The organism is Aquirufa sp. TARAVU-A1A, from assembly GCF_054558675.1.
In genome coordinates this window covers 57,471-83,318 of sequence record NZ_JBPXKP010000003.1, presented here as the reverse complement: position 1 = coordinate 83,318, position 25,848 = coordinate 57,471, and the positions used below count along the sequence as shown (strand labels likewise).

25 protein-coding genes are annotated in these 25,848 nt (G+C 42.9%); 11 read left to right on the top strand and 14 right to left on the bottom strand.

From position 1 onward, the window contains the following. Window positions 1-48 precede the first annotated feature (48 nt). A complete protein-coding gene (locus V7S75_RS04850) occupies window positions 49-1,023 on the bottom strand; it encodes a polyprenyl synthetase family protein (RefSeq protein ID WP_459511843.1) in 975 nt (324 codons plus the stop codon). 100 nt (window positions 1,024-1,123) lie between these two features. Here V7S75_RS04850 and V7S75_RS04845 point away from each other — a divergent pair, with 100 nt between their 5' ends. Continuing rightward, window positions 1,124-2,053 carry a patatin-like phospholipase family protein gene (locus V7S75_RS04845; RefSeq protein ID WP_459511841.1) on the top strand — a complete coding sequence of 310 codons (930 nt, stop codon included), beginning with the start codon at window positions 1,124-1,126 and terminating at the stop codon, window positions 2,051-2,053. 28 nt (window positions 2,054-2,081) lie between these two features. Here V7S75_RS04845 and frr read toward each other — a convergent pair whose 3' ends face one another. From frr to V7S75_RS04830, 3 genes are read right to left on the bottom strand one after another with little or no spacing between them, the layout of a single operon-like run. After that, window positions 2,082-2,642, bottom strand: a complete 561-nt coding sequence (gene frr / locus V7S75_RS04840; protein ID WP_459511839.1) for a ribosome recycling factor — start codon at window positions 2,640-2,642, stop codon at window positions 2,082-2,084. Window positions 2,643-2,648: 6 nt separating this feature from the next. Then, on the bottom strand, window positions 2,649-3,359 hold the full coding sequence (gene pyrH, locus V7S75_RS04835; RefSeq protein WP_459511837.1) for a UMP kinase: 711 nt from the start codon (window positions 3,357-3,359) through the stop codon (window positions 2,649-2,651). Between the two features lie 52 nt (window positions 3,360-3,411). Next, entirely contained in the window at window positions 3,412-4,110 is a 699-nt protein-coding gene (locus V7S75_RS04830; protein ID WP_459511835.1) for a fatty acid desaturase, read from the bottom strand. A gap of 39 nt (window positions 4,111-4,149) precedes the next feature. On the opposite strand from V7S75_RS04830, the gene V7S75_RS04825 reads away from it, so the two are divergent. Continuing rightward, entirely contained in the window at window positions 4,150-5,892 is a 1,743-nt protein-coding gene (locus V7S75_RS04825; protein WP_459511833.1) for a family 43 glycosylhydrolase, read from the top strand. On the opposite strand, the gene V7S75_RS04820 is transcribed toward V7S75_RS04825, so the two are convergent. The 3 genes from V7S75_RS04820 to dusB all read right to left on the bottom strand — a co-directional run bounded on the left by V7S75_RS04820 (window position 5,879) and on the right by dusB (window position 9,076). Then, window positions 5,879-7,147 carry a DUF2851 family protein gene (locus tag V7S75_RS04820; RefSeq protein ID WP_459511831.1) on the bottom strand — a complete coding sequence of 423 codons (1,269 nt, stop codon included), beginning with the start codon at window positions 7,145-7,147 and terminating at the stop codon, window positions 5,879-5,881. The two genes, V7S75_RS04825 and V7S75_RS04820, sit on opposite strands and share 14 nt — an antisense overlap. 77 nt (window positions 7,148-7,224) lie before the next feature. Continuing rightward, the gene (locus V7S75_RS04815; RefSeq protein WP_459511829.1) at window positions 7,225-8,124 is read right to left on the bottom strand and encodes a DMT family transporter; all 900 of its coding nucleotides are present in this window, start codon (window positions 8,122-8,124) and stop codon (window positions 7,225-7,227) included. After that, on the bottom strand, window positions 8,093-9,076 hold the full coding sequence (dusB, locus tag V7S75_RS04810) for a tRNA dihydrouridine synthase DusB (RefSeq protein WP_459511827.1): 984 nt from the start codon (window positions 9,074-9,076) through the stop codon (window positions 8,093-8,095). The genes V7S75_RS04815 and dusB overlap by 32 nt, the downstream gene beginning before the upstream one ends. A gap of 33 nt (window positions 9,077-9,109) precedes the next feature. Here dusB and V7S75_RS04805 point away from each other — a divergent pair, with 33 nt between their 5' ends. Genes V7S75_RS04805 through V7S75_RS04790 form a run of 4 tightly spaced genes read left to right on the top strand, consistent with a single transcriptional unit; the run spans window position 9,110 to window position 11,860 of the window. Then, on the top strand, window positions 9,110-10,060 hold the full coding sequence (locus V7S75_RS04805) for a CPBP family intramembrane glutamic endopeptidase (protein ID WP_459511826.1): 951 nt from the start codon (window positions 9,110-9,112) through the stop codon (window positions 10,058-10,060). Next, window positions 10,061-10,255: a putative signal transducing protein gene (locus tag V7S75_RS04800; RefSeq protein WP_459511825.1), complete on the top strand. Its 195-nt coding sequence runs from the start codon at window positions 10,061-10,063 to the stop codon at window positions 10,253-10,255. Window positions 10,256-10,257: 2 nt separating this feature from the next. Beyond that, entirely contained in the window at window positions 10,258-11,091 is an 834-nt protein-coding gene (locus V7S75_RS04795; protein ID WP_459511823.1) for a phosphatidate cytidylyltransferase, read from the top strand. A gap of 55 nt (window positions 11,092-11,146) precedes the next feature. Then, entirely contained in the window at window positions 11,147-11,860 is a 714-nt protein-coding gene (locus V7S75_RS04790) for a peptidase associated/transthyretin-like domain-containing protein (RefSeq protein WP_459511821.1), read from the top strand. A 162-nt stretch (window positions 11,861-12,022) separates the two neighbouring features. On the opposite strand, the gene pgeF is transcribed toward V7S75_RS04790, so the two are convergent. The 3 genes from pgeF to V7S75_RS04775 are packed head-to-tail and all read right to left on the bottom strand — an operon-like array spanning window position 12,023 to window position 15,130. After that, window positions 12,023-12,760 (bottom strand): peptidoglycan editing factor PgeF, encoded by a 738-nt coding sequence (pgeF, locus tag V7S75_RS04785; RefSeq protein ID WP_459511819.1) that lies wholly within the window; start codon window positions 12,758-12,760, stop codon window positions 12,023-12,025. Next, window positions 12,750-13,373, bottom strand: a complete 624-nt coding sequence (locus tag V7S75_RS04780; RefSeq protein ID WP_459511818.1) for a gluconate 2-dehydrogenase subunit 3 family protein — start codon at window positions 13,371-13,373, stop codon at window positions 12,750-12,752. Before V7S75_RS04780 ends, pgeF begins: the two co-directional genes overlap by 11 nt. Further along, complete coding sequence (locus V7S75_RS04775; RefSeq protein WP_459511816.1) at window positions 13,373-15,130, bottom strand: GMC family oxidoreductase; 1,758 nt, start codon at window positions 15,128-15,130, stop codon at window positions 13,373-13,375. Before V7S75_RS04775 ends, V7S75_RS04780 begins: the two co-directional genes overlap by 1 nt. Window positions 15,131-15,206: 76 nt before the next feature. On the opposite strand from V7S75_RS04775, the gene mutS reads away from it, so the two are divergent. Next, window positions 15,207-17,837 (top strand): DNA mismatch repair protein MutS, encoded by a 2,631-nt coding sequence (mutS, locus tag V7S75_RS04770; protein WP_459512328.1) that lies wholly within the window; start codon window positions 15,207-15,209, stop codon window positions 17,835-17,837. A 212-nt stretch (window positions 17,838-18,049) separates the two neighbouring features. Here the strand turns inward: mutS and V7S75_RS04765 are convergent, their stop codons facing one another. From V7S75_RS04765 to V7S75_RS04755, 3 genes are read right to left on the bottom strand one after another with little or no spacing between them, the layout of a single operon-like run. Beyond that, window positions 18,050-18,934 carry an NAD kinase gene (locus tag V7S75_RS04765; RefSeq protein WP_459511814.1) on the bottom strand — a complete coding sequence of 295 codons (885 nt, stop codon included), beginning with the start codon at window positions 18,932-18,934 and terminating at the stop codon, window positions 18,050-18,052. Window positions 18,935-18,937: 3 nt separating this feature from the next. Then, a complete protein-coding gene (locus tag V7S75_RS04760) occupies window positions 18,938-19,606 on the bottom strand; it encodes a hypothetical protein (protein ID WP_459511813.1) in 669 nt (222 codons plus the stop codon). A gap of 1 nt (window position 19,607) precedes the next feature. Then, on the bottom strand, window positions 19,608-20,369 hold the full coding sequence (locus tag V7S75_RS04755; protein WP_459512326.1) for an alpha/beta fold hydrolase: 762 nt from the start codon (window positions 20,367-20,369) through the stop codon (window positions 19,608-19,610). An 87-nt stretch (window positions 20,370-20,456) separates the two neighbouring features. On the opposite strand from V7S75_RS04755, the gene V7S75_RS04750 reads away from it, so the two are divergent. The 3 genes from V7S75_RS04750 (at window position 20,457) to V7S75_RS04740 (ending at window position 23,413) form a co-directional block, all read left to right on the top strand. After that, window positions 20,457-21,650, top strand: a complete 1,194-nt coding sequence (locus V7S75_RS04750) for an NAD(P)/FAD-dependent oxidoreductase (protein WP_459511811.1) — start codon at window positions 20,457-20,459, stop codon at window positions 21,648-21,650. Window positions 21,651-21,713: 63 nt separating this feature from the next. Continuing rightward, on the top strand, window positions 21,714-23,033 hold the full coding sequence (locus V7S75_RS04745) for a vanadium-dependent haloperoxidase (protein ID WP_459511809.1): 1,320 nt from the start codon (window positions 21,714-21,716) through the stop codon (window positions 23,031-23,033). Next, window positions 23,033-23,413 (top strand): group III truncated hemoglobin, encoded by a 381-nt coding sequence (locus V7S75_RS04740; protein WP_459511807.1) that lies wholly within the window; start codon window positions 23,033-23,035, stop codon window positions 23,411-23,413. Before V7S75_RS04745 ends, V7S75_RS04740 begins: the two co-directional genes overlap by 1 nt. 193 nt (window positions 23,414-23,606) lie before the next feature. Here the strand turns inward: V7S75_RS04740 and V7S75_RS04735 are convergent, their stop codons facing one another. Continuing rightward, entirely contained in the window at window positions 23,607-24,692 is a 1,086-nt protein-coding gene (locus tag V7S75_RS04735) for a DUF5009 domain-containing protein (protein WP_459511806.1), read from the bottom strand. Between the two features lie 41 nt (window positions 24,693-24,733). Here V7S75_RS04735 and V7S75_RS04730 point away from each other — a divergent pair, with 41 nt between their 5' ends. Then, window positions 24,734-25,846: a mevalonate kinase family protein gene (locus V7S75_RS04730; protein WP_459512324.1), complete on the top strand. Its 1,113-nt coding sequence runs from the start codon at window positions 24,734-24,736 to the stop codon at window positions 25,844-25,846. Window positions 25,847-25,848 lie beyond the last annotated feature (2 nt).

Genomic DNA, 25,848 nt, shown 5'->3' with positions numbered 1-25,848 from the left:
GGGATTTCTAGTTCAAATAAAAAAGGAAGCTGTAATGGCTTCCTTTTTTTATTTGTTACGTTCGATTGTGTAATTGAGTAGATTACCGAGCGACGTGCGGTATGCAGAATCAGGGAACTGTAAGAGTATCTCACGGGCTTCTTGTGCAAATTCCTGCATGCGTTGCGTTGCATAAGCGATTCCCCCGGTTGATTTAACAAAGTCGATGACCTCCTTCACTTTAACTGGATTGTCAGAATCGTTCTTGATGGTTTTAATCATCTGTTTCCGAAGTGAGCGCGTTGTGTTTTGCAGTGCATAAATCAACGGCAAAGTCATTTTTTTCTCCTTGATATCAATCCCTAGCGGTTTCCCGATTTCGGCATCGCCATAATCAAACAAGTCATCTTTGATCTGAAAAGCTATACCCACCTTTTCCCCGAATTGATGCGCCATGTCGACATATTTTTCGTCGGCATCAGTCGATTGCACGCCCACTGCGCAGCATGCGGCGATCAGCGTAGCTGTTTTCTTACGGATAATATCAAAATAGACATCTTCGGTGATATCTAATTTGCGAGCTTTTTCAATTTGAAGTAATTCCCCTTCGGCCATTTCTCGTACGGCAGTCGAAACAGACGTCAATAAATCAAAGTCCTTGTGGTCGACAGAAAGTAAAAGTCCTTTGGATAATAGATAGTCGCCTACGAGTACGGCAATTTTATTTTTCCAAACAGCATTGATGGAGAAAAAACCCCGACGGTAATCCGATTCATCCACGACGTCATCATGGACTAAGGTTGCCGTGTGAAGCAATTCGATGAGCGCTGCGCCACGGTATGTTTTTTCGGTAATTTCGCCTACGCATCCTGCTGTTAGAAAAACGAACATGGGACGCATTTGCTTCCCTTTGCGTTGGACAATGTAATTCATGATTGTGTCCAGCAGCATGACTTTTGTCTTCATGAACTGCCTGAATTTCCCTTCAAATGCCTTCATGGGTTCCTCGATGGGCGCCTGAATGGATGAAAGCGAAATGGACATAGAATTAAGTTTGCGTGCTTGTTCGGCACATTTGGAAATTGTGTAAATTTAATCACATTTTGGGATAATTTAGTCCTGGGATTCAAATAATGCGAAATTTATGAGTAACATGTTGGTCTTAGCGGGAGGTTCGGTTAAGGGTGCATTTCAGGCGGGTGTCATCAAAGCATTGGCCGAAAAAGGTTTTCAGCCGGATGTTATTTATGGGATTTCTGCGGGCAGTTTAAATGCCGCATTTTTAGTCAATGCCTTAGGCCAACAGCAATTAGCGGGTCAGGCCATTTCGTTCAAACAAGCAGCGGATGATTTATGGGATTTTTGGGAAACGCGGATTACGCGTCCCGACTGCCTATCGAAGCCCTTGTCGATTTTCGAATTAGGTTGGACTGCATTAACGAAAAAATTCAAGGGCTTGGTTTCTACGCAGCCATTGCGGGACCTCATGTACGAGGTAATCTCGAATCGTAATTTGCACGCGAGCCCCGTAGGATTAAAAATTGGAGCGGTGAATATCATGGAGGGGCGCATACATTATGTCGACCCAAGCACCCCAGAATTCATGGAATATTTAATGGCTTCTTCTGCTGTACCTATTTTGATGCCAGTCGTAAAGATTAACGGTGAAGATCGCAGGAGCTACTTGGATGGAGGATTGCGGGATGTTACGCCGATTCGTCGGGCATTAGACGACGGAGGGAAAAACATCATTTGTATCAGTTGTCACCCGGAAGCTATTGAAGGTGGCTATTTCGATTCGGGTGATTTACTTGCCTTGGTTGATCGCGTAATGGACATTGCCGTCAATGAAATTCTCAATGCAGATTTACGAGAAACCATTTTGATTAATGATTCATTGCCTGCCGACGGTTCTGTAGTTCAGGAAGGTCCTTATCAAGGCTATCAGCGCGTTAAGATTGAGTCAATTCGGCCTGAGCAGCCTATTACGATTGATATTCAGCATTTCACCAAATTAGATATCCGACGTATGTTGGAGGTCGGCTATGAAGTGGGCCGCACAAAAAAAGCCTGATGTTTCCACCAGGCTTTCAGAGGGGTGATTAAACCACCATGATATCTTTTTCTTTTTCGACAAATATCTGATCGATTTTGGCAACGAAACCATCCGTGATTTTTTGGATTTTATCTTCGGCTGCTTTAATCGCATCTTCTGATACGCCATCGCCTTTTAATTTCTTGATGCTATTGTTTCCGTCTTGACGGGCATTGCGAATATTAATTTTCGCAACTTCAATTTCTTGCTTCACACGTTTTACTAAGTCGCGACGACGCTCTTCCGTCAAAGGAGGAATCGCTAAACGAATTAATTCTCCATCGTTCATCGGATTCAATCCTAAGCTTGAATTGCGAATCGCTTTTTCAATCTCTCCGAAAATTCCTTTTTCGAATGGTTTGATGGCAATCGTACGCGCATCGGGTGTGGTGATGGATGCTGCGCCAGAAATCGGTGTAGGCATACCGTAATAATCAATCATTAAACCATCTAACATCGAAGTGCTCGCTTTGCCGGCACGAATTTTAGATAATTCAATGTTTAAGTGTTTGATTGCGCCCTCCATGGTTTCTTGGGTCGCGTCAATATAAAATTCAATTTCTTCCATTGGGTTTTAGCTAATTAATGTTCCTACATCTTCACCTGAAACAAGCGCGGCCAAATTGCCTTCCTTGTTCATGTCAAAAACGATAATGGGTAAAGTATTTTCTTGGCATAAAGTAAATGCCGTGGTATCCATGATTTTCAAACCTTTTTGAATGGCTTCCGAAAAGCTTAAGTGGGTAAAGCGAGTTGCCGTTGGATCTTTTTCCGGATCTGCCGTGTAAACGCCATCCACCCGCGTGCCTTTTAATACGACATCTGCTTCTACTTCTATTGCACGCAAAGAGGCTGTTGAGTCTGTTGTGAAATAGGGGTTACCTGTTCCTGCGCCAAAGATGACAATACGTCCTTTTTCAAGGTGGCGAATGGCTCTCCTACGAATAAATGGTTCGCAAACCGCTTCCACTTTAAGGGCCGTCATCATGCGCGTGTACAATCCTTGTTTTTCTAATGCTGCTTGAACCGCCATGCCGTTGATAACCGTGGCAAGCATGCCCATGTAATCGCCTTGCACGCGGTCGATGCCCGCTTTTGCTGCACTCGCACCTCGGAAAATATTTCCTCCGCCGATTACAATGGCAACCTCAACACCTAAATCATGTACTTTTTTGATTTCGGCAGCATATTGGCCTAAAATAACGGGGTCAATCACCTCGTCTCTGGTCGACAATGCTTCACCTGAAAGTTTTAAAAGGATACGTTTGTATTTAGTGTCTTTCATGTGTTGTTGAGATTTATGCGGTGCAAATTTAGAAAATTAATCGGCTTCTTGTTTACCTTTTGGCTTGATAATCTTTGGCTTCTGGTAATTTCCACCAGGCTAAATAAGGATGCGCATGATGCTCATAATGATAACCGAAAAAGTAGCAGGAGACAAAGGCCCAAACGTGGTTACGCTTTTGGCTATGGGATTGCGTTTTATTTTCAGGTGCGTGTTCACCGCGGTGGGGTAAATAGGTGCCGAAAAAGAATAATTGGAGTGTACTTAATATGGCTGGAATCTCCCAATAAACAATCAGGTTTTCCATGGGTAAGAAAAGTTTCAATACATTGTATGCAATCGCCATAGCTAAAATTTGTTGCCAGGTGACATATTGCCACATAAACTTAAACCACCAAATGAAAAAGTTTCCCTGATGTACATCCGGGTCTTGTTCGGTGTTGACATAATCGTGGTGCCAATGATGCTTCTTGCGCAATACTGCGTAATTATTGAAGGCAAAAAGCGTCGCACAAACCCAACCAATCGCATGATTCAATTTCGGATAAGCGGGGGAAACTACCCCATGAATTGCATCATGTGAAGTAATAAATAAGCCTGTATATAAATGAGTTTGAATCAATACATGCACATAAGTCCAGGGTGATTGAAAATCCATGGGATGCATGAGCATATAGGTCAAATGTGCTGACCATAGCGTCAGGAGGGCAAAAGCCCAGAATAATCCCGTAAAATTATTTACTTTGTTCACCTGTTTTTGACTGTTGGTCAAAATTAATACTAATTACCTATGAAAAATGTTTTCGTCGTGATATTCCTTTGTGGAATTTCATTTATGTCTTTGGGCCAAAAAACCTATTGCAATCCCATGAATTTGGATTATGGTTTTACCCCCATTCCTAATTTTTCTGAGCAAGGTCGGCATAGAGCGACAGCAGATCCTGTGATCTCCTTTTTCAAAAATCAATATTACTTGTTTTCGACCAATCAATGGGGCTATTGGGTGAGTAATGACCTAGTCGATTGGAAATTTATTCCACGTAAGTTTTTACAACCTTATCACAAAGTCTATGATGAACTTTGTGCGCCTGCTACTTTGACGTTAGGGGATAGTCTTTTGGTCATCGGTTCTACCTATGAAAAGAATTTTACTTTGTGGTATAGCCAGCATCCCCAAACGGATAACTGGGAAGAAGCTGTTCATGCCTTTACGGCTGGAGCTTGGGATCCTGCCTTTTTTGAGGATGATGATAAACGAGTTTATTTATACCACGGATCGAGCAATACCTATCCGATGTACGGCCAGGAAATCGATCGTAAAACTTTACAACCAATCGGCGAGCGGCATGAATTAATTCGATTGCATGATGATATTCATGGCTGGGAACGCTTTGGAGAATATCAAGATAATACCTTCCTCAAGCCATTCATGGAAGGGGCTTGGATGAATAAATACAAGGGAAAATATTACTTACAATATGGCGCTCCTGGGACGGAATTTTCTTCTTATGGTGATGGGGTTTATACCTCAGATAAACCTTTCGGGCCATTTACTTACCAGGCGCATAATCCCTTTTCTTTTAAGCCGGGTGGATTTACGCGCGGTGCAGGCCATGGGGCAACTTTTGAAGGCCAATACGGGAATTGGTGGCATGTGTCCACGATTACCATTGCTGTGAAAAATAGTTTTGAACGTAGATTGGGTTTATGGCCCACCGCTTTTGACGCCGATGGTATTTTGTACACGAACACGGCTTATGGGGATTATCCGCATCGGATGCCTACGGCCCGAGTGGAAAACCCACGCGATTTATTTACTGGATGGATGCTGTTGAATTACAATAAACCTGTCCGTGTGTCGTCAAGTCTTCCAGGTTATGGTGCTAATTACGCGGTGGATGAGCAAATGAAGACTTATTGGTCGGCGAAATCTGCCAAAGCCGGCGAGTTTATCGAATCCGATTTAGGAGAGATTTCAACGGTTCGTGCGATTCAAGTAAATTATGCCGATCAGGATGTCGATTCGTCGTTTCTGGGTAAGATACCGGGTATCTATCATCAATATGTGATCGAGTCTAGTTTGGATGGAAAATGCTGGTCGGTAGCCGTAGATAAGTCAGCCAATAAAACGGATGTTCCGCACGACTATGTGGAATTAGCCAAACCCATCGAAGCTCGGTTCATTCGGTTGACGAATAAACACATGGCTGCGGGGAAATTTGCAATTAGTGGTTTGCGTGTTTTTGGTTTAGGGCATGGGGAAAAACCTAGCGTTGTGAAGGATTTAATTGTTTTGCGAGGGGATCATGACAAACGAAGTGCTTGGTTGAAATGGGGGCATATCAGCAATGCGACGGGATATGTGATTTATTCGGGTATTTCGCCGGATAAATTATATACATCCGTGCAGGTATTTGGGGCGAATGAATATTATTTCAAATCCATGGATAAAGACCGAACCTATTATTTTCAAATCGAAGCGTTCAATGAAAATGGCATAGGTGTTCGCGGCCCTGTGATTAAGTCGGAGTAAGAATCGCCTGTCCCACGGCGCATTGCAAGCATTTTTTCTTTTCACAGTAATGGCGATACCAGTGAATGCAGGCTTGTGATTCGCGTGCGGTTTTGATGGGCAGTCCGAGTGAGCTGAAATAGCGCGTTATTTGATTGTTTTCGCCATGTAGTTCTGCCAACCAGCGCCAAGCCTTTTGCTCGTATTGCGGTTGATTTCGTTCACGGCTGTAACAAATCAACATGGGAATGAGCGTATTAATACAAATGGATTGAAAGGCGCTAGCTCCCAATCGCGTATGATGCGGCGCACTTTTTTTGCCAAATTGGACATGGTTGCCCCAATATCCTTCTAATGGAATCTCAAAAAGTTGTTGGATTGTTTTCAATTCCTGCATTTCGAGCAACAGGGATATAAGGGCACAGTTGGCCCGAATAATTTCTGCGAATTGCGCCAAACGAATCTGCGGGAAATTGGCCGGTCGGAGCCGTAACATCTTCCAATCCGATTTTTGCAAGTGGCTTTCGGGCCAAGCATGTTTTTTCTTCAGATGGATGTATTCGCGCCGTAGTTCGAATTGATATTCATCTTGAATGGGTTCTTCCAATAACCCGGCAATTCCAAACAGCGCTGCTTCTATCCCCACATGTCGATCTCGGTAGAGCAAGATGAGTTTCAAAGGCAGGCTTCTTGCCAGTCGGAGCATGGGTTCCGCATTCAGCGAGAATCCGAAACTTTTGGCTAGGGATATGTAAAAGGCTTCCTCCCAGTCACCTTTATTTTCGATCAAAATCTTACGCATGTCATTGTATTTCCCAAGCATGCGCGCTTGAATCATTTGGTTAATCATGTCCGTTTTGATATTCCTTGAAACCGATTCGAAAAATGCATGACATGCCAAAGGATGTTGACTTGCGGGACTGATTTCGATTTGCTCTTTTTGTAACCATTTTGAAAGACAAAGTGTGGGAATTGGCTTCCCAGCTTCATATTGGATAGTCTGATTATCTTCCCAAACGACATGCAAAATGACATTTTCGTAGCTTTTGTCTGCATCGTGTCGGTGTAGAAGCCAGTCGGAGGCCTTGACATGTAATTCCACCGCACCGATCCATTCAATCCCGTCGATTCGAATTCGTGAATGCTGAAAATCCGCGCCGGCATGGCTGTTTTCAATACCAGGTGAAATGATTTGAATCGATTCTCCTGTGGTGAGTTGGGGATTTTGCTGGAAGCGTCGATTCTTCCAAATAAGGGCCATGTTGAGTTCATTCATCTTGTTTCGGTTCGATGAATGAAGGTAAGTAGCTCAGCTATAAGTAATTTGGTAAAACGACGAAGCGCTACAAATTATCAGGATTTTGATTTATTGACCAAGTAAATACCCGCAAGTAGCACAAACATGAAAAATATTTGTGACAGGTAAATCGCTTCGCCGTCCACAAAACCCCAGCCTAAAGCCACAATAGGAATCATGTAGGTTACGGAACTTGCCACGATTGCACTTGTCCACTTGATGATTTGGTTGAAAGCTAGCATTCCGATCGCTGACCCAAAAAGACCTAAGGCCATCGCAGAGATGAATGCCCAGATGTGCTCGTTGTCCAAGGGGATTTCGAAAAAACCGGTGGAATACAAGAGTCCGAGAGCCAATGGTCCGATCATCATGAAGATACCGGCCGTCGAAGTTAAGGGGTGTAGGTCGCTAAGTTTTGTTTTGACAATATGCATATTGATGCCATAGAGAAAGGTTGCTAAAACCACCCATAAGGCGTGAACATTGAAGTCGATGTTGAAACCTTGGCCTGCAAAAAGAAGACCTAAACAGCCGAGTAGGCCGACTAGAATTCCTGTCATTTGTTTCCAAAGAAAAGGTTGTGCAAAAAACAGGATGCCAATGATTAAGGTAAAAAGGGGAGTGAATGCGTTTAACATTCCCGATAAGGCACTGGAAAGATGTTGGCCTGCAATCGCGAATAAGATCGCGGGAATTAAATTTCCGGTGAGTCCTGCGGACAGAAATGAGAGACTATGTTTGCGTTCCATGTATTTGAAACGCTTCAAGAATATTGGTAAAAAGAATAAACTCGCTGAGCAAATGCGTAGCGCGCCAACTTGCAAAGCGGAATAATGCGCTAGGCTTTTTTTGACTAAAATGAATGAACTTCCCCAAATGAGTGCAAGTCCTAGGATGGCAAGGAAAATGATGATACTCGGTTTTTTATTCTCCGGCATAATGGTTGGCAATTGCATTGAGGGTTTCTTTAATTTCTTCGAGTGAATAACTCGTAACAAGTTTGGTGCGGAAAGGTTTGAAATGATCCATCCCGCGGAAGTAATTGGAATAATGGCGGCGCATTTCAACGATTCCGCCGTGGTTGCCTTTCCAACGGATTGAAAAGTCAAGGTGAGATTCGCAAACGGCAATTCGCTCTGCAATAGTAGGAGGTGCTAAAATATTTCCTGTTGCCAAATAATGTTTGATCTCGTTGAAAATCCAGGGATATCCGATGGATGCCCGACCGATCATAATGCCATCCACACCGTATTTATCACGATATTCCAACGCCTTTTGTGGTGAATCAATGTCACCATTGCCAAAAATTGGAATTTTAATGCGCGGATTTTCTTTGACTTTGGAGATTAAACGCCAGTCGGCCTCGCCCTTATACATCTGCACACGTGTCCGACCGTGAATGGTCAAGCCTTGAATACCAATGTCCTGGAGGCGTTCCGCGACATCCTCAATATTTTTTGTGGAATCGTCCCAACCTAATCGGGTTTTTACGGTCACAGGCAGATACGTTGCTTTGACAACGGCTTCTGTCATGGCCACCATTTTGGGGATGTCTTGCAATAGAGCGGCACCGGCTCCCCGACAAGCCACTTGTTTGACTGGGCAACCGTAATTGATGTCAATTAAATCGGGTCCGGCTTTTGTAGCGATTTCGGTGCAAGAAGCCATTGTTTCGATGGAGCTGCCGAAAAGCTGGATGCCAATCGGTCGTTCATATTCGAAAATGTCTAGTTTTTGAACGCTTTTGGCAGCATCTCGGATTAGACCTTCGGAAGAGATAAATTCGGTATACATTAAGTCGGCGCCATTTGCTTTACACACGGCACGAAATGGTGGATCAGACACATCTTCCATGGGTGCTAATAACAATGGGAAGTCCCCTAACTCGATGTTTCCTATTTTTACCATTCTGATTAAAAATTGCGTAAATTTACGAGCATTATGGAAGAAAACTATTATCAGGGGCCAACTCGTTGGTTGGGACTAAGTTCAAACCTCCTAAGTCTATTGGGATTTTTCTTGGTTGGCAGCTTTTTAGGTCAGTTTTTTGGTTTGTTGGCCGTCGTCGCATTGATGGAATTTCCAACACAAAATATTGAAGCATTTCAAACGCAGATTTTGGATTTTATTGCGCATCCTCAAAAGTATGAAGGGGCGTTCCATGCGATGATGGCTTTGCAGTGGTTTTCGGCGCTATTTACCTTTGTGTTAGGGGCTTGGGCCTATTTGAGATTCGTAGAAAGGCGCTCGATTTTTGATTTAAATCGCGCGGAGGCTCCTGGTTTTCAAGTGTTTACTTGGGCTATCTTGACGGTCTTGGTTGGGATGCCTGCCATGGAATATTTGATCGAATGGAATCAGCATATTCAATTACCTGCGGGATATGAGGGCTTGGAAAAAGCAATGCAAAATTCGGAGAAAAATATGGAGGAGCTGACAAAATTTTTATTGAATTTTCATTCGGATATGGATTTTGGCTTGGCGCTTATGGTGATTGCGGGAATGGCGGCCTTGGGAGAGGAGATCTTTTTCCGGGGTGTTTTGCAGTCGATGTTTGAGCGATACATTGGGAATACCCATGTCGCGATTTGGATTGCGGCAGCTATTTTTAGTTTTATCCATTTTCAGTTTTACGGCTTTTTTCCTCGGATGTTTTTAGGAGCGTTTTTTGGTTATTTATATGTTTGGTATCGGAGTATCTGGGTGCCAATCGCCGCACACTTTTTTAATAATGCTTGGACTTTGTTGATGCATTATTTGTATCAGCAAAAAAATATAAGCATTGATCCGGTGGACATGGTTAATTCGATCCCATGGTGGTCGGCTGTTTTGTCAGTGGTATTAGTTGGCTTTTATATTCGTAGATTGCATACCTATCGGACGGAAATATAAATGGAAGGCTGGAAATTAATTGGGCAATCGCGCACGGGAATTGACTTGGAGATGCAGAAAGCGTTGCTTTGGGAAAAGGCGGAAATACGTGCCGTGGTGATGAATAAGAAATTAAGTGCTTATGACTTGGGAAATTGGGAGCTGTATGTGCACCAAGATGATGAAGCGGAGGCGCTCAACATATTAAAAGTTTAAATATGGGATTACGAAGTTTATCCAATTTGCAGCAGCGGGTCATTGCCGCGGTTATAGCAGTTCCTTTTTTGTTGTTCTGTGTATTGTATGGTGATTATACCTTTTTGGTACTGTTTTTGGTTATCGGTATTTTGGCGCAATTGGAATTTTACAAATTGGTCGGAAGCATTAGTGACAATCTGCCATTAACATTTTATGGGACTTTTTGTGGTGTGGTGATGCACGTGTTGACTTTCTTTATCGAGAAGGGGGATTTGGCATATCAATATTATTACATTCTTTCGCCTTTATTGACGCTGATATTTTTCATCAAATTGTATAAATCTAAAGATGAAAAACCATTTAAAAATATTGCTTATACCTTTTTGGGTATTATTTATGTGGCATTGCCATTTACTTTATTGACCGTTTTAGCGTACATCAAAAATGACACCTACGATCCAAACATCGTGTTGGGTTGTTTATTCTTGTTGTGGGCCAGTGACTCAGGAGCTTATTTTGCGGGAACGAAGTTTGGGAAGACCAAATTATTTGAGCGTGTTTCGCCTAAGAAATCTTGGGAAGGGAGTATTGGCGGGATGATAACGGCCATGGTTGTTGCGACGATTATTTCGCGATATTATACGAATTATTCAGCTTTCCAATGGTACGCGATCGGCATCATCATTGTGATTGCGGGGACCTATGGGGATTTGGTTGAATCTTTGTTCAAACGTAGTATTAACATCAAAGATTCGGCGGATACGATACCGGGTCATGGTGGATTTTTGGATCGATTTGATGGATTATTGTTGTCGATACCCTTTATTATTCCCTTTGTGAAATTATTTCCTTAGTTCGTCGTTAACGAATATTAAGAAATAACCATTCAATTTTTTGTTTACTTGCGTTATGCTTCGAAAAGGCCTCTTTCTTGTTTTAATCATGTGCTTGTTTGTGAGTGCAGGTTTGTTCGCTCAAGGACAGGACAAGACGGTTTTATTCAATGCGCGCATTGTTTCGGCGACAAATTCGGAATATCTTCCTTTGGCATATGTGTACATTCCTGCGGCGGGCCGGGGGGCTTTGAGTGATAATTTTGGTGCGGTGGATTTGTATGTGTTTCCAGGGGATAGTGTGGTGGTTACTTATGTGGGATATAAACCTCAGTATTACATTATTCCACGGACGACGGGTCAAGTGCATCAGGCAATCATTGAGATGAATGAGGATGCGCGGATGTTATCAGAGGTCAAAGTTTTTCCACATGCGAGTGAGGAAGAATTTAAGAAGGCATTTTTGAATTTGCGCTTGCGGGATGAAAAGCAGCGAGAGGTGCTTGCTCGGAATTTAGAACAGTCGAAGTTAAATGTGTTTGCCTTGCAGGCGGGATTGGGGGCCAATTCGAATTTTCGGAATTTTTCGGATATGATGATTTCGGGTCAGGCGAATAAATCCTTTGTATCGAGTCCCTTGCTGAGTTTAACGAATCCGTTTGCTTGGATGAGTTTCATTAAGTCGATTAAGAATGGCGATTTGAAACGGAAGGATTGGAAGGAGGCTTATAAATTACAGCCGAAACAAGTCGTATCACCACAGCAATTCATGCAAGATCTGCGTCGCTAAACAGGGGATAGGCAGTTTATCAGTTTCTTGATAGCTTATTTGCTTGAATTGGCGTTTTATCTAGATTTAAGGAGAATTTTATCAGTTTTCTGGAACTGTTTCCGTTCGCCTTTGTGTAGCTTTGAGCGGTAACGCTGCCGGGGTCGCAGACCCCGGCAGCGTTTACCCCCTTCGCTGAAATCCAATCACTGCCAGCATCCTACCCGTAATCCCTTGTTCCTTTCGATGTGAAAAGAACACATCGTTATTTGCCACCGTGCAATAGTCCGAAATTTCAATTTGCGATATGCCTAAAGCTTGTAATTGCGCTGCATTCGTAGCCTTTAAATCCACATGCCAACGAGCACCCCGCCTCTCCTTGAATTCAAATTGCTCCGCCACCTCATCGCCTACTTCGAAATTTTCGAGGCTTATGCAAGGGCCTATGTAAGCTAAGATGTCTGCGGGATTTGACCCGCTAGAAATCATAAGAGAGGCAGTTTTGGAAACAATCTGCGCAACAGTGCCTTTCCAGCCTGCATGAATCGCAGCAGCAACTTCACGCGTAGGATCCGCGAGTAAAATCGGGCAACAATCCGCGATGCCCACGCCCGCAAAAACACCTGGCTCTGGGGTCATTATTGCATCATAACCACTTTCATAACCCGGCGAAACTGAAGTCCAGATTTCAGATCCATGAACTTGATACGAACGCGCTAAGGAGTCCGGCGAAATACCTAAATCGGCGCAAAAAAGTTTTAGATTGGACGAAATCGACAATGGATCATCGTCGGTATGTACCCCTAAATTTAAACTTTGATAGGCTTGTGAACTCACTCCGCCGTGGCGAGTAGAAATACCCGCCACAAGCTGAGGAATATGAGAAAATATGTCGGGTCGAATGACTCGATTATGCGTCATAACTTAATCCATACTGCTTCAATACCTCATCCGGAACACCATTCCACTGATTCGGGGTATTTCCTTTGTATTCTAAATCTGCAATACCCATTTTCGACGTATAAAATCCTGTCGCAGTCAAATTACGCATTAACGTAAAGAAGTTAACTCCTTGTGATAAATGCTTCGGGGCCGTATCTGGATAGGCAATATCATCCACGATGTTGATCCGTTGAGCGGCTGAAATTTCGATAAATTTCTTGCCAAAACGCTTGTTCGATTCAGAATCCAACCAGCGTAATCCTCCGCGCATCGGCGTCTTGAATTCAGGTTTGTCCTTCACAATGAACTCTATAAAAGCCGTTACGCCAGATTGCGAGGCGCTGCCCGATTTTCCATCGGCTGGAATGATGATGTCCGATAAGATTGTAATCGTATCTAATTCATGTTTGTTTAAGTAAACTTCCGCTTGCAATTTGGCCTCTAATTCGGCCTCTTCTTGGGTCCGGCCGTTTGGTCTTTTGACCGGAACTTTACTTAATTCTAAATTTTCAATCGCCTTTTCATCGGGATTGAATACGGCTAAGCCCAACGAACTCAAGCCCATATTTTTTAAATAGTCTCTTCTTTTCATTATAGGTTGCCTTTTTTACGTTGATCAATAATGTACTCCGAAGTACGTAATGACAATGCCAAAATTGTCCACGTCGCATTCTTATCCCCTTGCGAAACAAATGGCGCCGCATCCGCTACGAATAAATTCTTCACATCGTGTGCCTGGCAATTGGAATTTAATACCGACGTATTTTTATTGTCTCCCATACGTGCCGTTCCTACTTCGTGAATGATTCTTCCCGGATCCGCCAAACCATAATTGTTCGACGCATCTGGTTTTTTGCCCAAAGCCTCTCCACCCATGGCATGGATAATTTCTTCAAAGGTATCTTGCATGTGTTTTGCTTGCTTCACCTCGTAATCGCTCCATTTGTAGTGGAAACGAAGTACTGGAATTCCGTACTTATCCACGACATTCGGGTCGATTTCACAATAATTGTCTTCGCGAACGACGGGTTCCCCACGACCCGCAAAACCAACATAGGCTCCGTAGAACCGACGATAATCTTCCTTCAAGGTTGCCCCATATCCACCTGCAGCTTTTTTCAAGCCGTCACGCGTAAAGTTTTCCTTGCCATTTAGGCCTTCAATTCCCCATCCAAAACCGTAGTTTGGCATACCCATACCTCCACCATATTCGATGTGGTAGCCGCGTGGGAAATCTAATTTTGCGTTATCTAACCACCATGGCGTATAAATGTGCATACCACCCACACCATCTTCATTGTAACGTTTTCTGTCAAACAAAGAAGGGATAATTGCGGAACGTGAAGCCCCCGTGGAGTCATTTAAGTATTTGCCTACTACACCGCTCGAATTGGCCAAGCCATTCGGAAAGCGGGAGCTTTTGGAATTCAATAATAAACGCGCTGTTTCTCCCGCACTGGCCGCCAAAACAACAATCTTCCCTTTAACGGTATATTCTTGCATTGTACCTGTGTGGATATACGACACACCTGTTGCCAAACCAGTAGCTGGATCTGTCAATACCTCACGCGCCATCGCGAATGGCAACATAGTCAAGTTCCCAGTCGCTGCGGCTGGCTTAATTAACACAGACGATGATGAGAAATCGGCATATGCAGAACATCCCCGATTACACTGTCCGCAATAAAAACATTGTCCACGTTCGTTGTTGATCGGTTTTGTCAACATCGACATCCGCGAAGGGTAAGTTGGGATACCTAAGGCCTTATTTGCCTTTTTGATCATCAACTCATGCAAACGGGGTTTTGGGGGAGGTAAGAAAAATCCATCTGGATTATTTCGCAAACCTTCATTGGTCCCGAACACCCCAATCATTTTATCAACTTTGTCATAATATGGTTTGACATCGTCATATCCGATTGGCCAGTCGTCACCTAATCCGTCAATACTTTTTCGTTTAAAATCATCAGGACCAAAACGCAAGGAAATACGTCCCCAGTGGTTTGTACGTCCGCCGACCATCCGAGATCGGAACCAATCAAATTTTGTACCATCTTTTCTTGTATATGGTTCCCCTTCAATGTCCCAACCACCATAAGCTGCATCGAAATCGCCGAAATTACGCAATGAACTGCTTGCACCGCGGCGAAGTGATTCGTATGGCCATTTGAGTTGGGTCATATCTTTCGGGTCTGCCGGATCAAAGGGTTGGCCCGCTTCTAGCACACAAACTTTGGCTCCCGCCTTCGTTAATGTATGCGCAGCCATTCCACCGCCGGCTCCAGAACCGACAATCACCACATCGAAAACTTCTTGTTGGGATTGAATGTAAATAGACGAATTAATCATAGTTTGAGGTATCGGTTTAAAGAATGGTAAATGTATAAATTTTGACTTATTTTTGTCTTCATTAGCGATAAAAATTTTGGCCAAAAAAACACCCGATGGGCAAGAGCCCTTGAAAAAAGGGGAGACCCCACTTTCCAGACAATTTAATCAAATCAAAGCCAAGTATCCGGGTGCTATTCTGCTATTCCGGGTTGGTGACTTTTATGAGACGTTTGGGGAAGATGCGGTGAAAGCATCCAAGATTTTAGGAATTACCCTAACGCGCCGTAATAACGGGAATGCTGATGATCATTTGGCGGGATTTCCGCATCATTCCTTGGATACTTATTTACCCAAATTGGTTCGTGCCGGCCAGCGCGTGGCGATTTGTGATCAATTAGAAAATCCAGCAGAAGCAAAAGGAATTGTGAAACGTGGCGTAACGGAATTAGTAACCCCCGGCGTTTCGTTTAATGATCAAGTGCTTGATAATAAGCGAAATAATTATGTGGCATCGATTAGCTATCAAGAAAAAGACGCGCAATTTGGGGTGGCATTTTTGGATATATCCACCGGTGAATTCATGTGTTCACAAGGGCCTTTGGCCTATGTGCAGAAATTGATTCAAAGTTTCATGCCGTCTGAGATTTTATTTCCTAAAAAATACAGAGCTGTCTACCAAGAAAATTTCGGGGATCAATACCATTCTTTCTCCATGGAAGAGTGGATTTTTTCACACGAATTTACATATCCGCTCTTGACGGAGCATTTCAAGACTAAAAATCTAAAAGGATTTGGAATTGAAACCATGCCACTTGGTATCATTGCAGCTGGGGTGATTTTACATTATTTAGCTGAAACGGAACATAAGCAGGTGGGCCATATTGCCACAATTCAGCGCATTGAGGAAGATAAATACGTTTGGTTGGATCGTTTTACGATTCGAAACTTAGAATTAGTCTATTCTGTGCAAGAGGGTGGGGTACCTTTGATTGATTTGATGGACCAAACGATGACGCCCATGGGTGCACGTTTGTTACGCAAATGGATGGTTTTGCCTTTGAAAGAGTTAGCTGCGATTCAAGAACGTCAAGCGGGCGTAGCGGGTTTATTGGAGGTAGATGAGACGATAGATTTGCTCATTTCGCTATTGAAGCCCATTGGCGATTTGGAACGTTTGATTTCCAAAGTAGCGGCTGGGCGGATTAATCCGCGGGAATTGGTGCAACTGAAGCGCGCGCTCCAACAAGTTCCGGCGATTAAGGAATTACTAGCCACACACCCAGCGCCAATTTTACAGAAATGGGCAGATCAATTGAACCCATGTTTACATTTGGTGCAGAAAATCGAATCAGCTTTGCGCGACGATGCACCCATGCTCGTTCATCAAGGCGGTATCATCAAAACGGGTTATTTGCCGGAGTTGGATGAGCTTCATCTTTTGTCAACAAACGGCAAGGATTACCTGGCTGCCATGCAGAAACGGGAGATTGAACGAACGGGAATTACTTCTTTGAAAGTCGCTTATAATAAGGTTTTCGGCTATTATTTAGAGGTTACGAATGCGCACAAAGATCGCGTGCCGCCCGAGTGGATTCGCAAGCAGACCCTTGTGAACGCGGAACGCTATATCACGGAGGAATTAAAGGGTTATGAGGAGAAAATTTTAAGTGCGGAGGATAAAATATCGACAATTGAATTCGGGATTTTTCAAGAATTGGTGCGTGAGGCTTTGGAATATTTGGAATTGATTCAGTTGAATGCGCTCGGAATCGCGACCTTGGATGTGTTGACCAGTTTTGCCCAAGTCGCGAAACGCAATCAATATGTCCAACCGGAATTGCATACGGGTGATTCGATTCAAATTGAAGCGGGTCGCCATCCGGTTATTGAACAGCAATTGCCCTTAGGGGAGTTATATGTTCCGAATGATGTGTATTTGGATAATGAAACCCAACAAATCGTCATGATTACTGGGCCCAACATGGCTGGTAAGTCGGCATTGTTACGCCAAACGGCTTTGATTGTTTTGATGGCTCAAATGGGTTCTTTTGTTCCTGCTTCTGCTGCTTCAATCGGGCTTGTTGATAAAGTATTTACCCGTGTAGGTGCATCCGATAATTTATCCAAAGGCGAGTCAACCTTCATGGTCGAAATGACCGAAACGGCCGCGATTTTGAATAATTTATCGAATAAATCCTTGGTTTTATTGGATGAAATCGGTCGGGGAACCTCTACCTATGACGGAGTTTCCATGGCTTGGGCGATTGCAGAGCATTTGCATAATCATCCGAAGAGTCGGGCGAAAACCTTATTTGCTACTCACTACCACGAGTTGAATGAATTAACGGAAGATTTTCCGCGCATCAAGAATTTCCACGTTTCTGTGAAAGAGGTGGGAAACAAGATTATCTTCTTGCGTAAATTGGTTCCTGGCGGTTCTGCACATAGTTTTGGTATTCATGTGGCCCAAATGGCCGGTATGCCTACGTCATTGGTTTTACGTGCACATGAGATTTTACAAAACCTTGAGAAAGATCATGTGTTGGAAGATAATGTCGAGAAGCTGAAAGAAATGCCGAAAAACAACTATCAATTGAATTTATTTGGTACAGAGATTCCGGAGGGCTTGAAGAAAATCGAGGAGCAGTTGGGGTCGTTAGATGTTAATACGCTTTCGCCGATCGAGGCGCTGTTGAAGTTGAATGAGTTGAAGCGAATGTTGTAAGTCCGAAGGGAAATAGTCCGGAGTGAAGTATTCCGAAGTCCGGAGGGAATTAGTCCAGAGTGACGTAGTCCGAAGTACGGAGATTCTTAGGCTAAAGCCTAGGGTTATAATTTCTTATGCTTCGGCCTCCGGTTTGATCCATAGGCTTATAAATTCCTTTCCTTCGGACTTCGGACTTTTTTCCTCCGGACTCGTAATTAATTCCGCAGGAATTAATTACGCACATCCAACCCCCAATTCAATTTATTCCGCAAGGTTTGCAAGAAATCATCACCAGGAATCTTAACGATTTTGGCTGTAAAGGGTGCTTTTTGAACCTCAATGCTAAATTTGCTATCGATGACGCGAGAGCGGGAATCGATGGAGATAAGGAAATTTTGGCTCCGACTGCTTATTTCAAATTTCAATTTGGCATCACTTGAAACCACTAAAGGGCGCACATTTAAGTTGTGTGGACTCATGGGTGCAATGATCAAAATATCTGAACTTGGCATGACTAAAGGGCCGCCTACCGACAACGAATAGCCCGTTGAACCAGTAGCCGTTGAAACAATTAGTCCATCTGCCCAGTACGTATTCAAATAATTTCCATCCACGAAAGCTTTGATGACAATCATCGAAGACGTATCTGTCTTCATGATCCCCACTTCATTTAAACCGAATTGCTTGCCATCAAACAAATCGATTTCAGAATGTACCGAAACCAGTGTCCGATCTTCAATTCGATAATTTCCAGCAATTAATTGGTCCACCGCCGCACTCACATCTTGGGGTGATAAGGTCGCCAAAAAGCCTAGTCGGCCGGTATTAATCCCCAAAATGGGCAATTCCTTATTGCCAATATGCGTGAGCGTCTCTAGTAATGTTCCATCACCACCGATACTCCACGCCATTTGAACATCTTCGGGTGTGCCACTTTGTTCTTCGTAGGATTCAATGTCACCAACTTGAAATTGGTGCTCAGCTAGGTGATTCTTGAAAAATGCGGATAAAACAATTTGGCAGTCTTTTTTACATAAGATATCCCATAGGTTTTCCATCAACGGTCGATTTTCGGCCGAAAAAGATTTTCCATGAATAGCGATGCGTAAAGGCACAAATTATGGGTTTAAGTATTTTAAAAGCAAGTCGAAACGAGCCGTATCTACCTTTTCGTTTTTACCAAAATGGAAGGCTTTTTCGATATGAATGTTGTGGCGTTCCAAACTTTGAACGATTGCAGAAAATTGTTCTGTTTGAATCTGTAAAATCAATTCAGGTAATCCCAAGGGATCCTTCGGATTTTGAATCATAAGCGAGCGTGTAATCAGGCCATTGTTTTCCTCAATGAGACGTGCAATGAAGCTAAATGAATCGCGCTGGCTATGAAATGGAATGTAGATAATTCCGCCGTTAGTAGCATTGAATCCATTATTCATGAGTACGCCTGCCACTATTTTGGCCTCTAAATAACCCTGAAATTTTCCTTCCTCATTGGTTACCGGTAAGATGGAATAGCCACTTGCTTCAAACCATGGGAGACTTGCGAATAAATCTTCTTCAGACTCCAGGCTATAATGAGATAAGTTTTCGCGCAATTGGTCAATTTTGCCATCGGGATGCAGGGCTTGTGCTAGCATCCTCTCGCTAACATTTCCAATCCAAGTTTTTCCATCGAGTACAGCTAGGCTATCTTGCTTGGATTGATGCAAGATTTTTAATCCCTTTTGGATGGTGTCCTGTAAGGAAAGTGTCGGGTAGTCGTAGGAAAGGTAGGTGAGGGCCAACATCCTATAAGGGGTTTTTATCGAGCCAATGCTGTAAAATCTCGTTGAATTCTTTGGGTCTTTCCATCATGGGGGCATGGCAACAACGATCAATGAATTGCAAGGTTGATCCTGGAATCAATGCGTTGAATTCATGGCCCACATGCGGTGGCGTAATCGTGTCATTTAGTCCCCAAATCAACAAAGTTGGCTTGTCAATCCGAACAATATCTTTCGCCATATTGTTCCGTTGCGCTGATTTTGCAATCGCAATGATGCGCATTACTTTGGGAATACTATTAGTAATTTCAAAAACCTCGTCAACCAATTCCTTACTTGCGGTTTTGGGATCATAAAACGTGTATTCAACGCGTTCTTTGATGTATTCGTAATTGCCACGTTTTGGATAGGATCCACCCATGGAATTTTCAAACAATCCCGAGGACCCGGTCAAGATAAGTCGCTGAATTTTTTCAGGATGTTTTAGGGTATAAATCAAAGCGACATGGCCTCCCAATGAGTTACCGATTACGCTGAATTTGTCAAGTTTTTTGAATTCTACAAAACCTTCTATGAAGGTTGTTAAACCCTCGCAACCAGCCTCTTTAATGGGCATATCGTGAATGGGCATCAAAGGAATAATGACGCGATATTGCTTGGAAAAGTGATTGATTACCCCCTGCCAATTGCTTAACGCACCAAACAAACCATGCAAGAGAAGTAGGATTTCTCCCTGCCCTTCGTCAATGTATTGGTAATTGTTCTCCTCCTTAATCGTATAATTCATTCCGTGGGGACTATTTAATTTGCAAAGTAATAAAAAAGGATTCAAACTTTTCATCCTTTTTTTAGTTTGTTAGATATTAAACAAGTTATGAAGCCAATTGTTATTATCGGGGCTGGAATTGCTGGATTGCAAGCCGCCTCTCATTTAAATGCCCAAGGCATCCCGTTCGTTTTATTGGAGCAATCTGATCAAGTAGGTGGGCGTGTTCGTTCAGATTGTGCGGATGGGTTTATTTTTGATCATGGTTTTCAAGTTTTACAGACGAATTATCCAAGTGTAAAGCGTTCATTCGATTTGAGTGCCTTGAATCTACAGGCATTTGATTCCGGGTCGAAATTGTGGTTTCGGGGTCAATGGGCTTCGTTTTTAAATCCATTACGTGCGGGTTTTAAGTTTTTGGAATTAGTGCCTCACATCATTTCGTTCAAGGATTTATTTATTTTGGCTCGCCTATGGTTCAAATTACAATGGTCGGCAAATGAGCACATTAATTCCCATGAAAGCACCGCAGCCATGTTAAATCGCTGGGGTTTTTCCGATACCTTTCAATCTAAATTTATTCGGCCCTTTTTTCGGGGTATTTTACTAGATCAAAATTTACAGCAGCCAGCCTCCTTATTTTTCTTTTATATGCGCCAGTTTTTGGAAGGACAAGCTGCATTGCCGGCGAATGGGATGGGAGAAATTGCGAATCAACTATTGACTTTATTGCCCATGGATTCGGTTCGTTTAGGGACAGAGATAGTACATCTAAGCGACGATTTTGTGGAATTAAAAGGTGGAGAAAAAATCGAATTTGAACGATTGATTTTGGCTGTAGATCCGAATGCCGCTTCAAGATTATTGCATGTAGAATTGCCTCATTCTGTGCATTTAGGCGCTAAAACGTTCTATTTTTCAGTTCCATTACGAAAGGAACAAGACAAGTTGTTGCACCTAATTCCGGGGGAGTCTAAATTGTTACATTACTGCTTTTTATCACAAGTTGCACCCACATATGCTCCCGCGGGGAAAGAGCTTTTGCAGGTAACAATTTTGGATTTAGCGTTAAATGAAAAAGATGTTCTCAGCCTATTAGCTGAATACGAAGATGTCAGCGGATATATTTTTTTGCGGGCTTACGAAATTCCGAGATCACTAGCTAAGGTGGGCTCATTTGAGGCACTTATACATGCCGCTCAAGCGAAGGGAATTATATTAGCGGGCGATTATTGTGAAATGCCATCCTTGCACGGCGCGTTAGTATCCGGTCAAAAGGCGGCCGTTCAAAGCCTTATTTAACTGATTTTCATCAGGGATTTTTTGAGATAATTCATGTATATTTGTCCCGAAATGTTAACCCTTATGAAGAAATTATTCGTCCTGTTGGCTCTAGTTTTTGTAGCTACATCGTGTAAAAAATCAAACCCAGACTATCAAAAAGAGGCAGCTAATCCCCGTTTTTTGGAACGTGCGCAGAATATGTTGACAGAAAGTATCATTCATGATATTTTTGCTCCTCCGGTTTCATCTCGTATTTACATGTACTCAAGTGTGGCGGGGTATGAAGCTGCGATTTTGGGAGATCCTCGATTTAAATCATTAGTGGGTCAATTGAATGGATTTGAATCGGTCGCGAAACCTGAACCCGGTTTGGAATATTGTTTCCCTTTAGCATCTACGCGTGCATTTTTGTCGGTGGGCAAGAAATTGACTTTTGCACAGGAATTATACGTGGAGTTTGACAAGCAAATTGAAGAAGATTTTCGTAAGACGGGCATGCCGGATGATGTGTATGAGCGCTCGGTTGCTTTGGGAGATTCGATTGCTGCCTCAGTGATGCGTTGGGCTGCCAAAGATAATTACAAACAAACGCGTGGATTCCGGTTTACGGTGACGAATCTGCCAGGAACATGGACGCCTACGCCACCTGCCTATATGGATGCGGTTGAGCCCTATTGGATGAAAGTTCGTCCTGCTATGTTGGACTCAGCAAGCCAATTTCGAGCACCTGTACCCTCAAAATTTGATTTAACAAAGGGTAGTCCTTATTACAAAGAAGTGATGGATTCGTATTTAACAGTGAAGAATTTGACAAATGACCAACGGGATATTGCCAATTTCTGGGATTGTAATCCATTCAAAATGAATATCACAGGACATGCCATGTTTGCGACGAAGAAAATGTCGCCAGGCGGACACTGGTTGGGCATTGTTGCTCAAATTTCACGTCAATACAAGAAAGGGTATACAGAAACAGCAGAAGCTTTAGCTTTAACGTCGATTGCTATTTTCGATGGCTTTATTTCATGCTGGGATGAAAAATATCGTTCGATTCGTATTCGTCCAGAAACGATTATCAATGCCTCGATTGATAAATCTTGGATTCCGGTTTTACAGACACCTCCATTCCCAGAATATACTTCGGGTCATAGTACGATTTCACGTGCTGCTGCAGAAGTTTTGACGAAGGTTTACGGGGACAATGTGGCGTTCAATGACTCTACGGAGGTTCCTTATGGTTTGCCACCTCGAAAATTCACTTCATTTATTCAAGCTGCAGATGAGGCGTCAATTAGTCGTTTATATGGTGGAATTCACTTCCGTCCTGCCTTGGATGAAGGAGCAAAACAAGGATCAAAAGTGGGGCATTATTTGTTAGCCAAAGTAAAAACTCGCAAATAATGTATGATATAGCCTCTCGGGATGACATCAAGGTATTTGTGGATGCTTTTTACGGCGGCATGAAATCAGACGATCTTGTGGGGCATATTTTCTTGGATGTCATGCAGGTGGATTGGTCGCATCACCTACCTAAAATGTATGATTTTTGGGAAATGCTATTGCTCGATGGGACAAATTACAAAGGTGCCCCTATGCGTCCTCACATGGAAGTAAACCAAAAAGAGCCCTTAACAATGGCTCATTTTGACCGTTGGTTCGAATTGTTTTCCGCTACCTTAGATGCACATTTTGCGGGTCCTAAAACCGAGGAGGCGAAAACGAAAGCTTGGAACATCGCGCAGACTTGGGCGTATAAATTTCGGCTCATAAATGAGCCGTAGACGTTAGACGTTGGTCGGTAGACCTTAGTCCTTAATCCATTTATTTGGACGCGAGGTATAGTATATTTTTACGTCCCCAGGTTAAAACCTGGGGTTATGATTTTTATCACAGACTTTAGCGGGAGGGAAGACGCGAGGTATCGCGTCTCTACATTATCTTCCAACGTCTAACGTCCAACGTCCAACGTCCAACCTACAATTTCCAATAAATCTTCTTGTTATCCAGGAAAGTGGCCAATTTGATCACAATGGCTAATGCTACAAAAGCATTAATAACCTGTGCCCAATCTGATGGGATTTGACTGATTTGGGCAATAAATCCCACAAATACATAGGTCGTTTTCGTCAGCCATTGCGGAACTAAGGTTTCAAAAAAGAGGTAAATGAATATCGAGTTATTTCCCATCGAATTCAAATAAGCAGGCAATTGAAATCTAGGTTTTTCATGTATCCAGTTCGCATAAAATAAAGCCATCATGAGTGTGACCCAACCAGCAGAAGCCACTGTAAAGGATAGTGTTGCCGTGCGTTTGATGATCGGTAAACCCGCTAAATCGAGGCCATAACCTACAATTACGCCTAAAAATCCTAAACCAATTAATGTTCTTAACACTGTTTTTGGCGGCGAAGTACGATGAATCAGCCGGCCGATTAACGCTCCCCAGATCGTATGCGCCGCCGTGGGAATGGCATTCATCGCAATCCAGTGGCCGGAACTTAGTTTCCCCATCAAGAGCATGTCGATATATGATCCAAAATTTTTGTCAGGCGTGTATGCCTGATTATATCCTGGTATGTCGGTAAAGACGTACAATGAATGTGATAATAACAATAAAAACAAAGACGCAGCAAGTTGTAAAGGGATGGAAAATCGCAATAATGCGAAGGTGATGATCGTCGTGAAGGCGAGTTGGCACAACACATTCCATAGCTCAAAAACCATTTCACCTCGGTGAACACAAATCAAAATAATCCCGAAGAAAAGTAATAGAAATGATCGTTTCAGCACTTTGGGCCATAATTCCGCATATGTTGCCCCTTCATCCATGCGTTTGTAGGTAGAAAAATACAAGGCAGAGCCCGCAATCATCATGAAGCCAGGTTGGAATAAATCCAAGAAATGCAATCCTTCCCAGGAAGCATGAAAAAATTGTTGGATTACGAAGGAATGGGGAAATAAATTCTCTAGTTTGCTGTACACGCCCGCGCTTTCGGCGGCAAGTAGTACGAGAATAAAACCTCGGAAATAATCAACGGCAGGGAAGCGTTTTTTGATCATGGGTTTAGCTTATGACGTTCAAAGGTAAACTATTTTTTTAAATTCAATTTTGTACTTTTGTTTACGAACAAAAAAATATGATTGTATCTACTCCGGGTCGGATTTGCTTGTTTGGTGAACATCAAGATTATTTGGGTTTGCCTGTCATTGCGGCTGCGATATCTAAACGTATCCAACTAAAAGGTGCATTTCGCCCTGATCGGATCGTGCATTTTGAACTGCCCGACATACAGCAATCGGAAACGTTTAGCTTAGATTTTCCGCTTTCATACACCAAAGAGCGTGATTATTTCAAAAGCGTCTTGAATGTGCTTGCGCGGAAAGGACATGTTTTTGATAAAGGATTGGAGATAGAAGTTCGTGGAAATATTCCCATCAATTCAGGTACTTCGAGTTCATCAGCATTACTCGTTTCATGGGTAGAACTGTTGAACGAAATGTTTCAATTAGGTTATACGCAAAAAGAAGTAGGGGAGATTACCTATGAGGCGGAAGTATTGGAATTTACGGAGCCCGGCGGTATGATGGATCAATATTCAACGGCAGTTGGGAATGTAATTTATTTAGCGAGCCAACCGGGAATTTCGATTACGACGTATCAGCAAGCCTTGGGCACATTTGTTTTAGGAGATTCTGGAGAACCTAAAGATACCTTGGGGATTTTATCGCGAGTTAAATTTGGGACTTTGGGAGGTATTCAAAAGATTAAAGCAATTGATCCTTCGTTTGATTTGGCAACAACAAATGTGGCTTTTTGTGAGCAATATCGGAGCCTATTGACGGAAGATGAATGGGTATTGTTAACTGCCAATATAGCTGATCGGGATATCCTCTTGGCAGCGAAGAAAATGTTTGAGGGAGAAGAAATTTGGGATGATGTTCGATTAGGGAAACTATTAAATGAACATCAAGAAAACCTACGTGAACATAAGCAAATCTCGACCGCTAAAATTGACCGCATGATTTCTGCTTCTTTAGCGGCAGGCGCATTGGGTGCGAAAATCAATGGTTCTGGAGGTGGTGGATGTATGTTTGCGTATGCGCCTTCAAATCCAGAGGCAGTCGTGGAGGCAATTGAGAAGGAAGGAGGAAAAGCCTATATCATCCGAGTGGATGTGGGGACCCAACAAGAAAAAGCAAGTTTATTTTATTAAGA

Bases quoted from the DNA above. Each gene is read 5' to 3' on its own strand.
- V7S75_RS04850 (WP_459511843.1), bottom strand. From the start codon at position 1,023: ATGTCCATTTCGCTTTCATCCATTCAGGCGCCCATCGAGGAACCCATG.
- V7S75_RS04845 (WP_459511841.1), top strand. From the start codon at position 1,124: ATGAGTAACATGTTGGTCTTAGCGGGAGGTTCGGTTAAGGGTGCATTT.
- frr (WP_459511839.1), bottom strand. From the start codon at position 2,642: ATGGAAGAAATTGAATTTTATATTGACGCGACCCAAGAAACCATGGAG.
- pyrH (WP_459511837.1), bottom strand. From the start codon at position 3,359: ATGAAAGACACTAAATACAAACGTATCCTTTTAAAACTTTCAGGTGAA.
- V7S75_RS04825 (WP_459511833.1), top strand. From the start codon at position 4,150: ATGAAAAATGTTTTCGTCGTGATATTCCTTTGTGGAATTTCATTTATG.
- V7S75_RS04820 (WP_459511831.1), bottom strand. From the start codon at position 7,147: ATGAATGAACTCAACATGGCCCTTATTTGGAAGAATCGACGCTTCCAG.
- V7S75_RS04815 (WP_459511829.1), bottom strand. From the start codon at position 8,124: ATGCAATTGCCAACCATTATGCCGGAGAATAAAAAACCGAGTATCATC.
- dusB (WP_459511827.1), bottom strand. From the start codon at position 9,076: ATGGTAAAAATAGGAAACATCGAGTTAGGGGACTTCCCATTGTTATTA.
- V7S75_RS04805 (WP_459511826.1), top strand. From the start codon at position 9,110: ATGGAAGAAAACTATTATCAGGGGCCAACTCGTTGGTTGGGACTAAGT.
- V7S75_RS04800 (WP_459511825.1), top strand. From the start codon at position 10,061: ATGGAAGGCTGGAAATTAATTGGGCAATCGCGCACGGGAATTGACTTG.
- V7S75_RS04795 (WP_459511823.1), top strand. From the start codon at position 10,258: ATGGGATTACGAAGTTTATCCAATTTGCAGCAGCGGGTCATTGCCGCG.
- V7S75_RS04790 (WP_459511821.1), top strand. From the start codon at position 11,147: ATGCTTCGAAAAGGCCTCTTTCTTGTTTTAATCATGTGCTTGTTTGTG.
- pgeF (WP_459511819.1), bottom strand. From the start codon at position 12,760: ATGACGCATAATCGAGTCATTCGACCCGACATATTTTCTCATATTCCT.
- V7S75_RS04780 (WP_459511818.1), bottom strand. From the start codon at position 13,373: ATGAAAAGAAGAGACTATTTAAAAAATATGGGCTTGAGTTCGTTGGGC.
- V7S75_RS04775 (WP_459511816.1), bottom strand. From the start codon at position 15,130: ATGATTAATTCGTCTATTTACATTCAATCCCAACAAGAAGTTTTCGAT.
- V7S75_RS04760 (WP_459511813.1), bottom strand. From the start codon at position 19,606: ATGTTGGCCCTCACCTACCTTTCCTACGACTACCCGACACTTTCCTTA.
- V7S75_RS04755 (WP_459512326.1), bottom strand. From the start codon at position 20,369: ATGAATTATACGATTAAGGAGGAGAACAATTACCAATACATTGACGAA.
- V7S75_RS04750 (WP_459511811.1), top strand. From the start codon at position 20,457: ATGAAGCCAATTGTTATTATCGGGGCTGGAATTGCTGGATTGCAAGCC.
- V7S75_RS04745 (WP_459511809.1), top strand. From the start codon at position 21,714: ATGAAGAAATTATTCGTCCTGTTGGCTCTAGTTTTTGTAGCTACATCG.
- V7S75_RS04740 (WP_459511807.1), top strand. From the start codon at position 23,033: ATGTATGATATAGCCTCTCGGGATGACATCAAGGTATTTGTGGATGCT.
- V7S75_RS04735 (WP_459511806.1), bottom strand. From the start codon at position 24,692: ATGATCAAAAAACGCTTCCCTGCCGTTGATTATTTCCGAGGTTTTATT.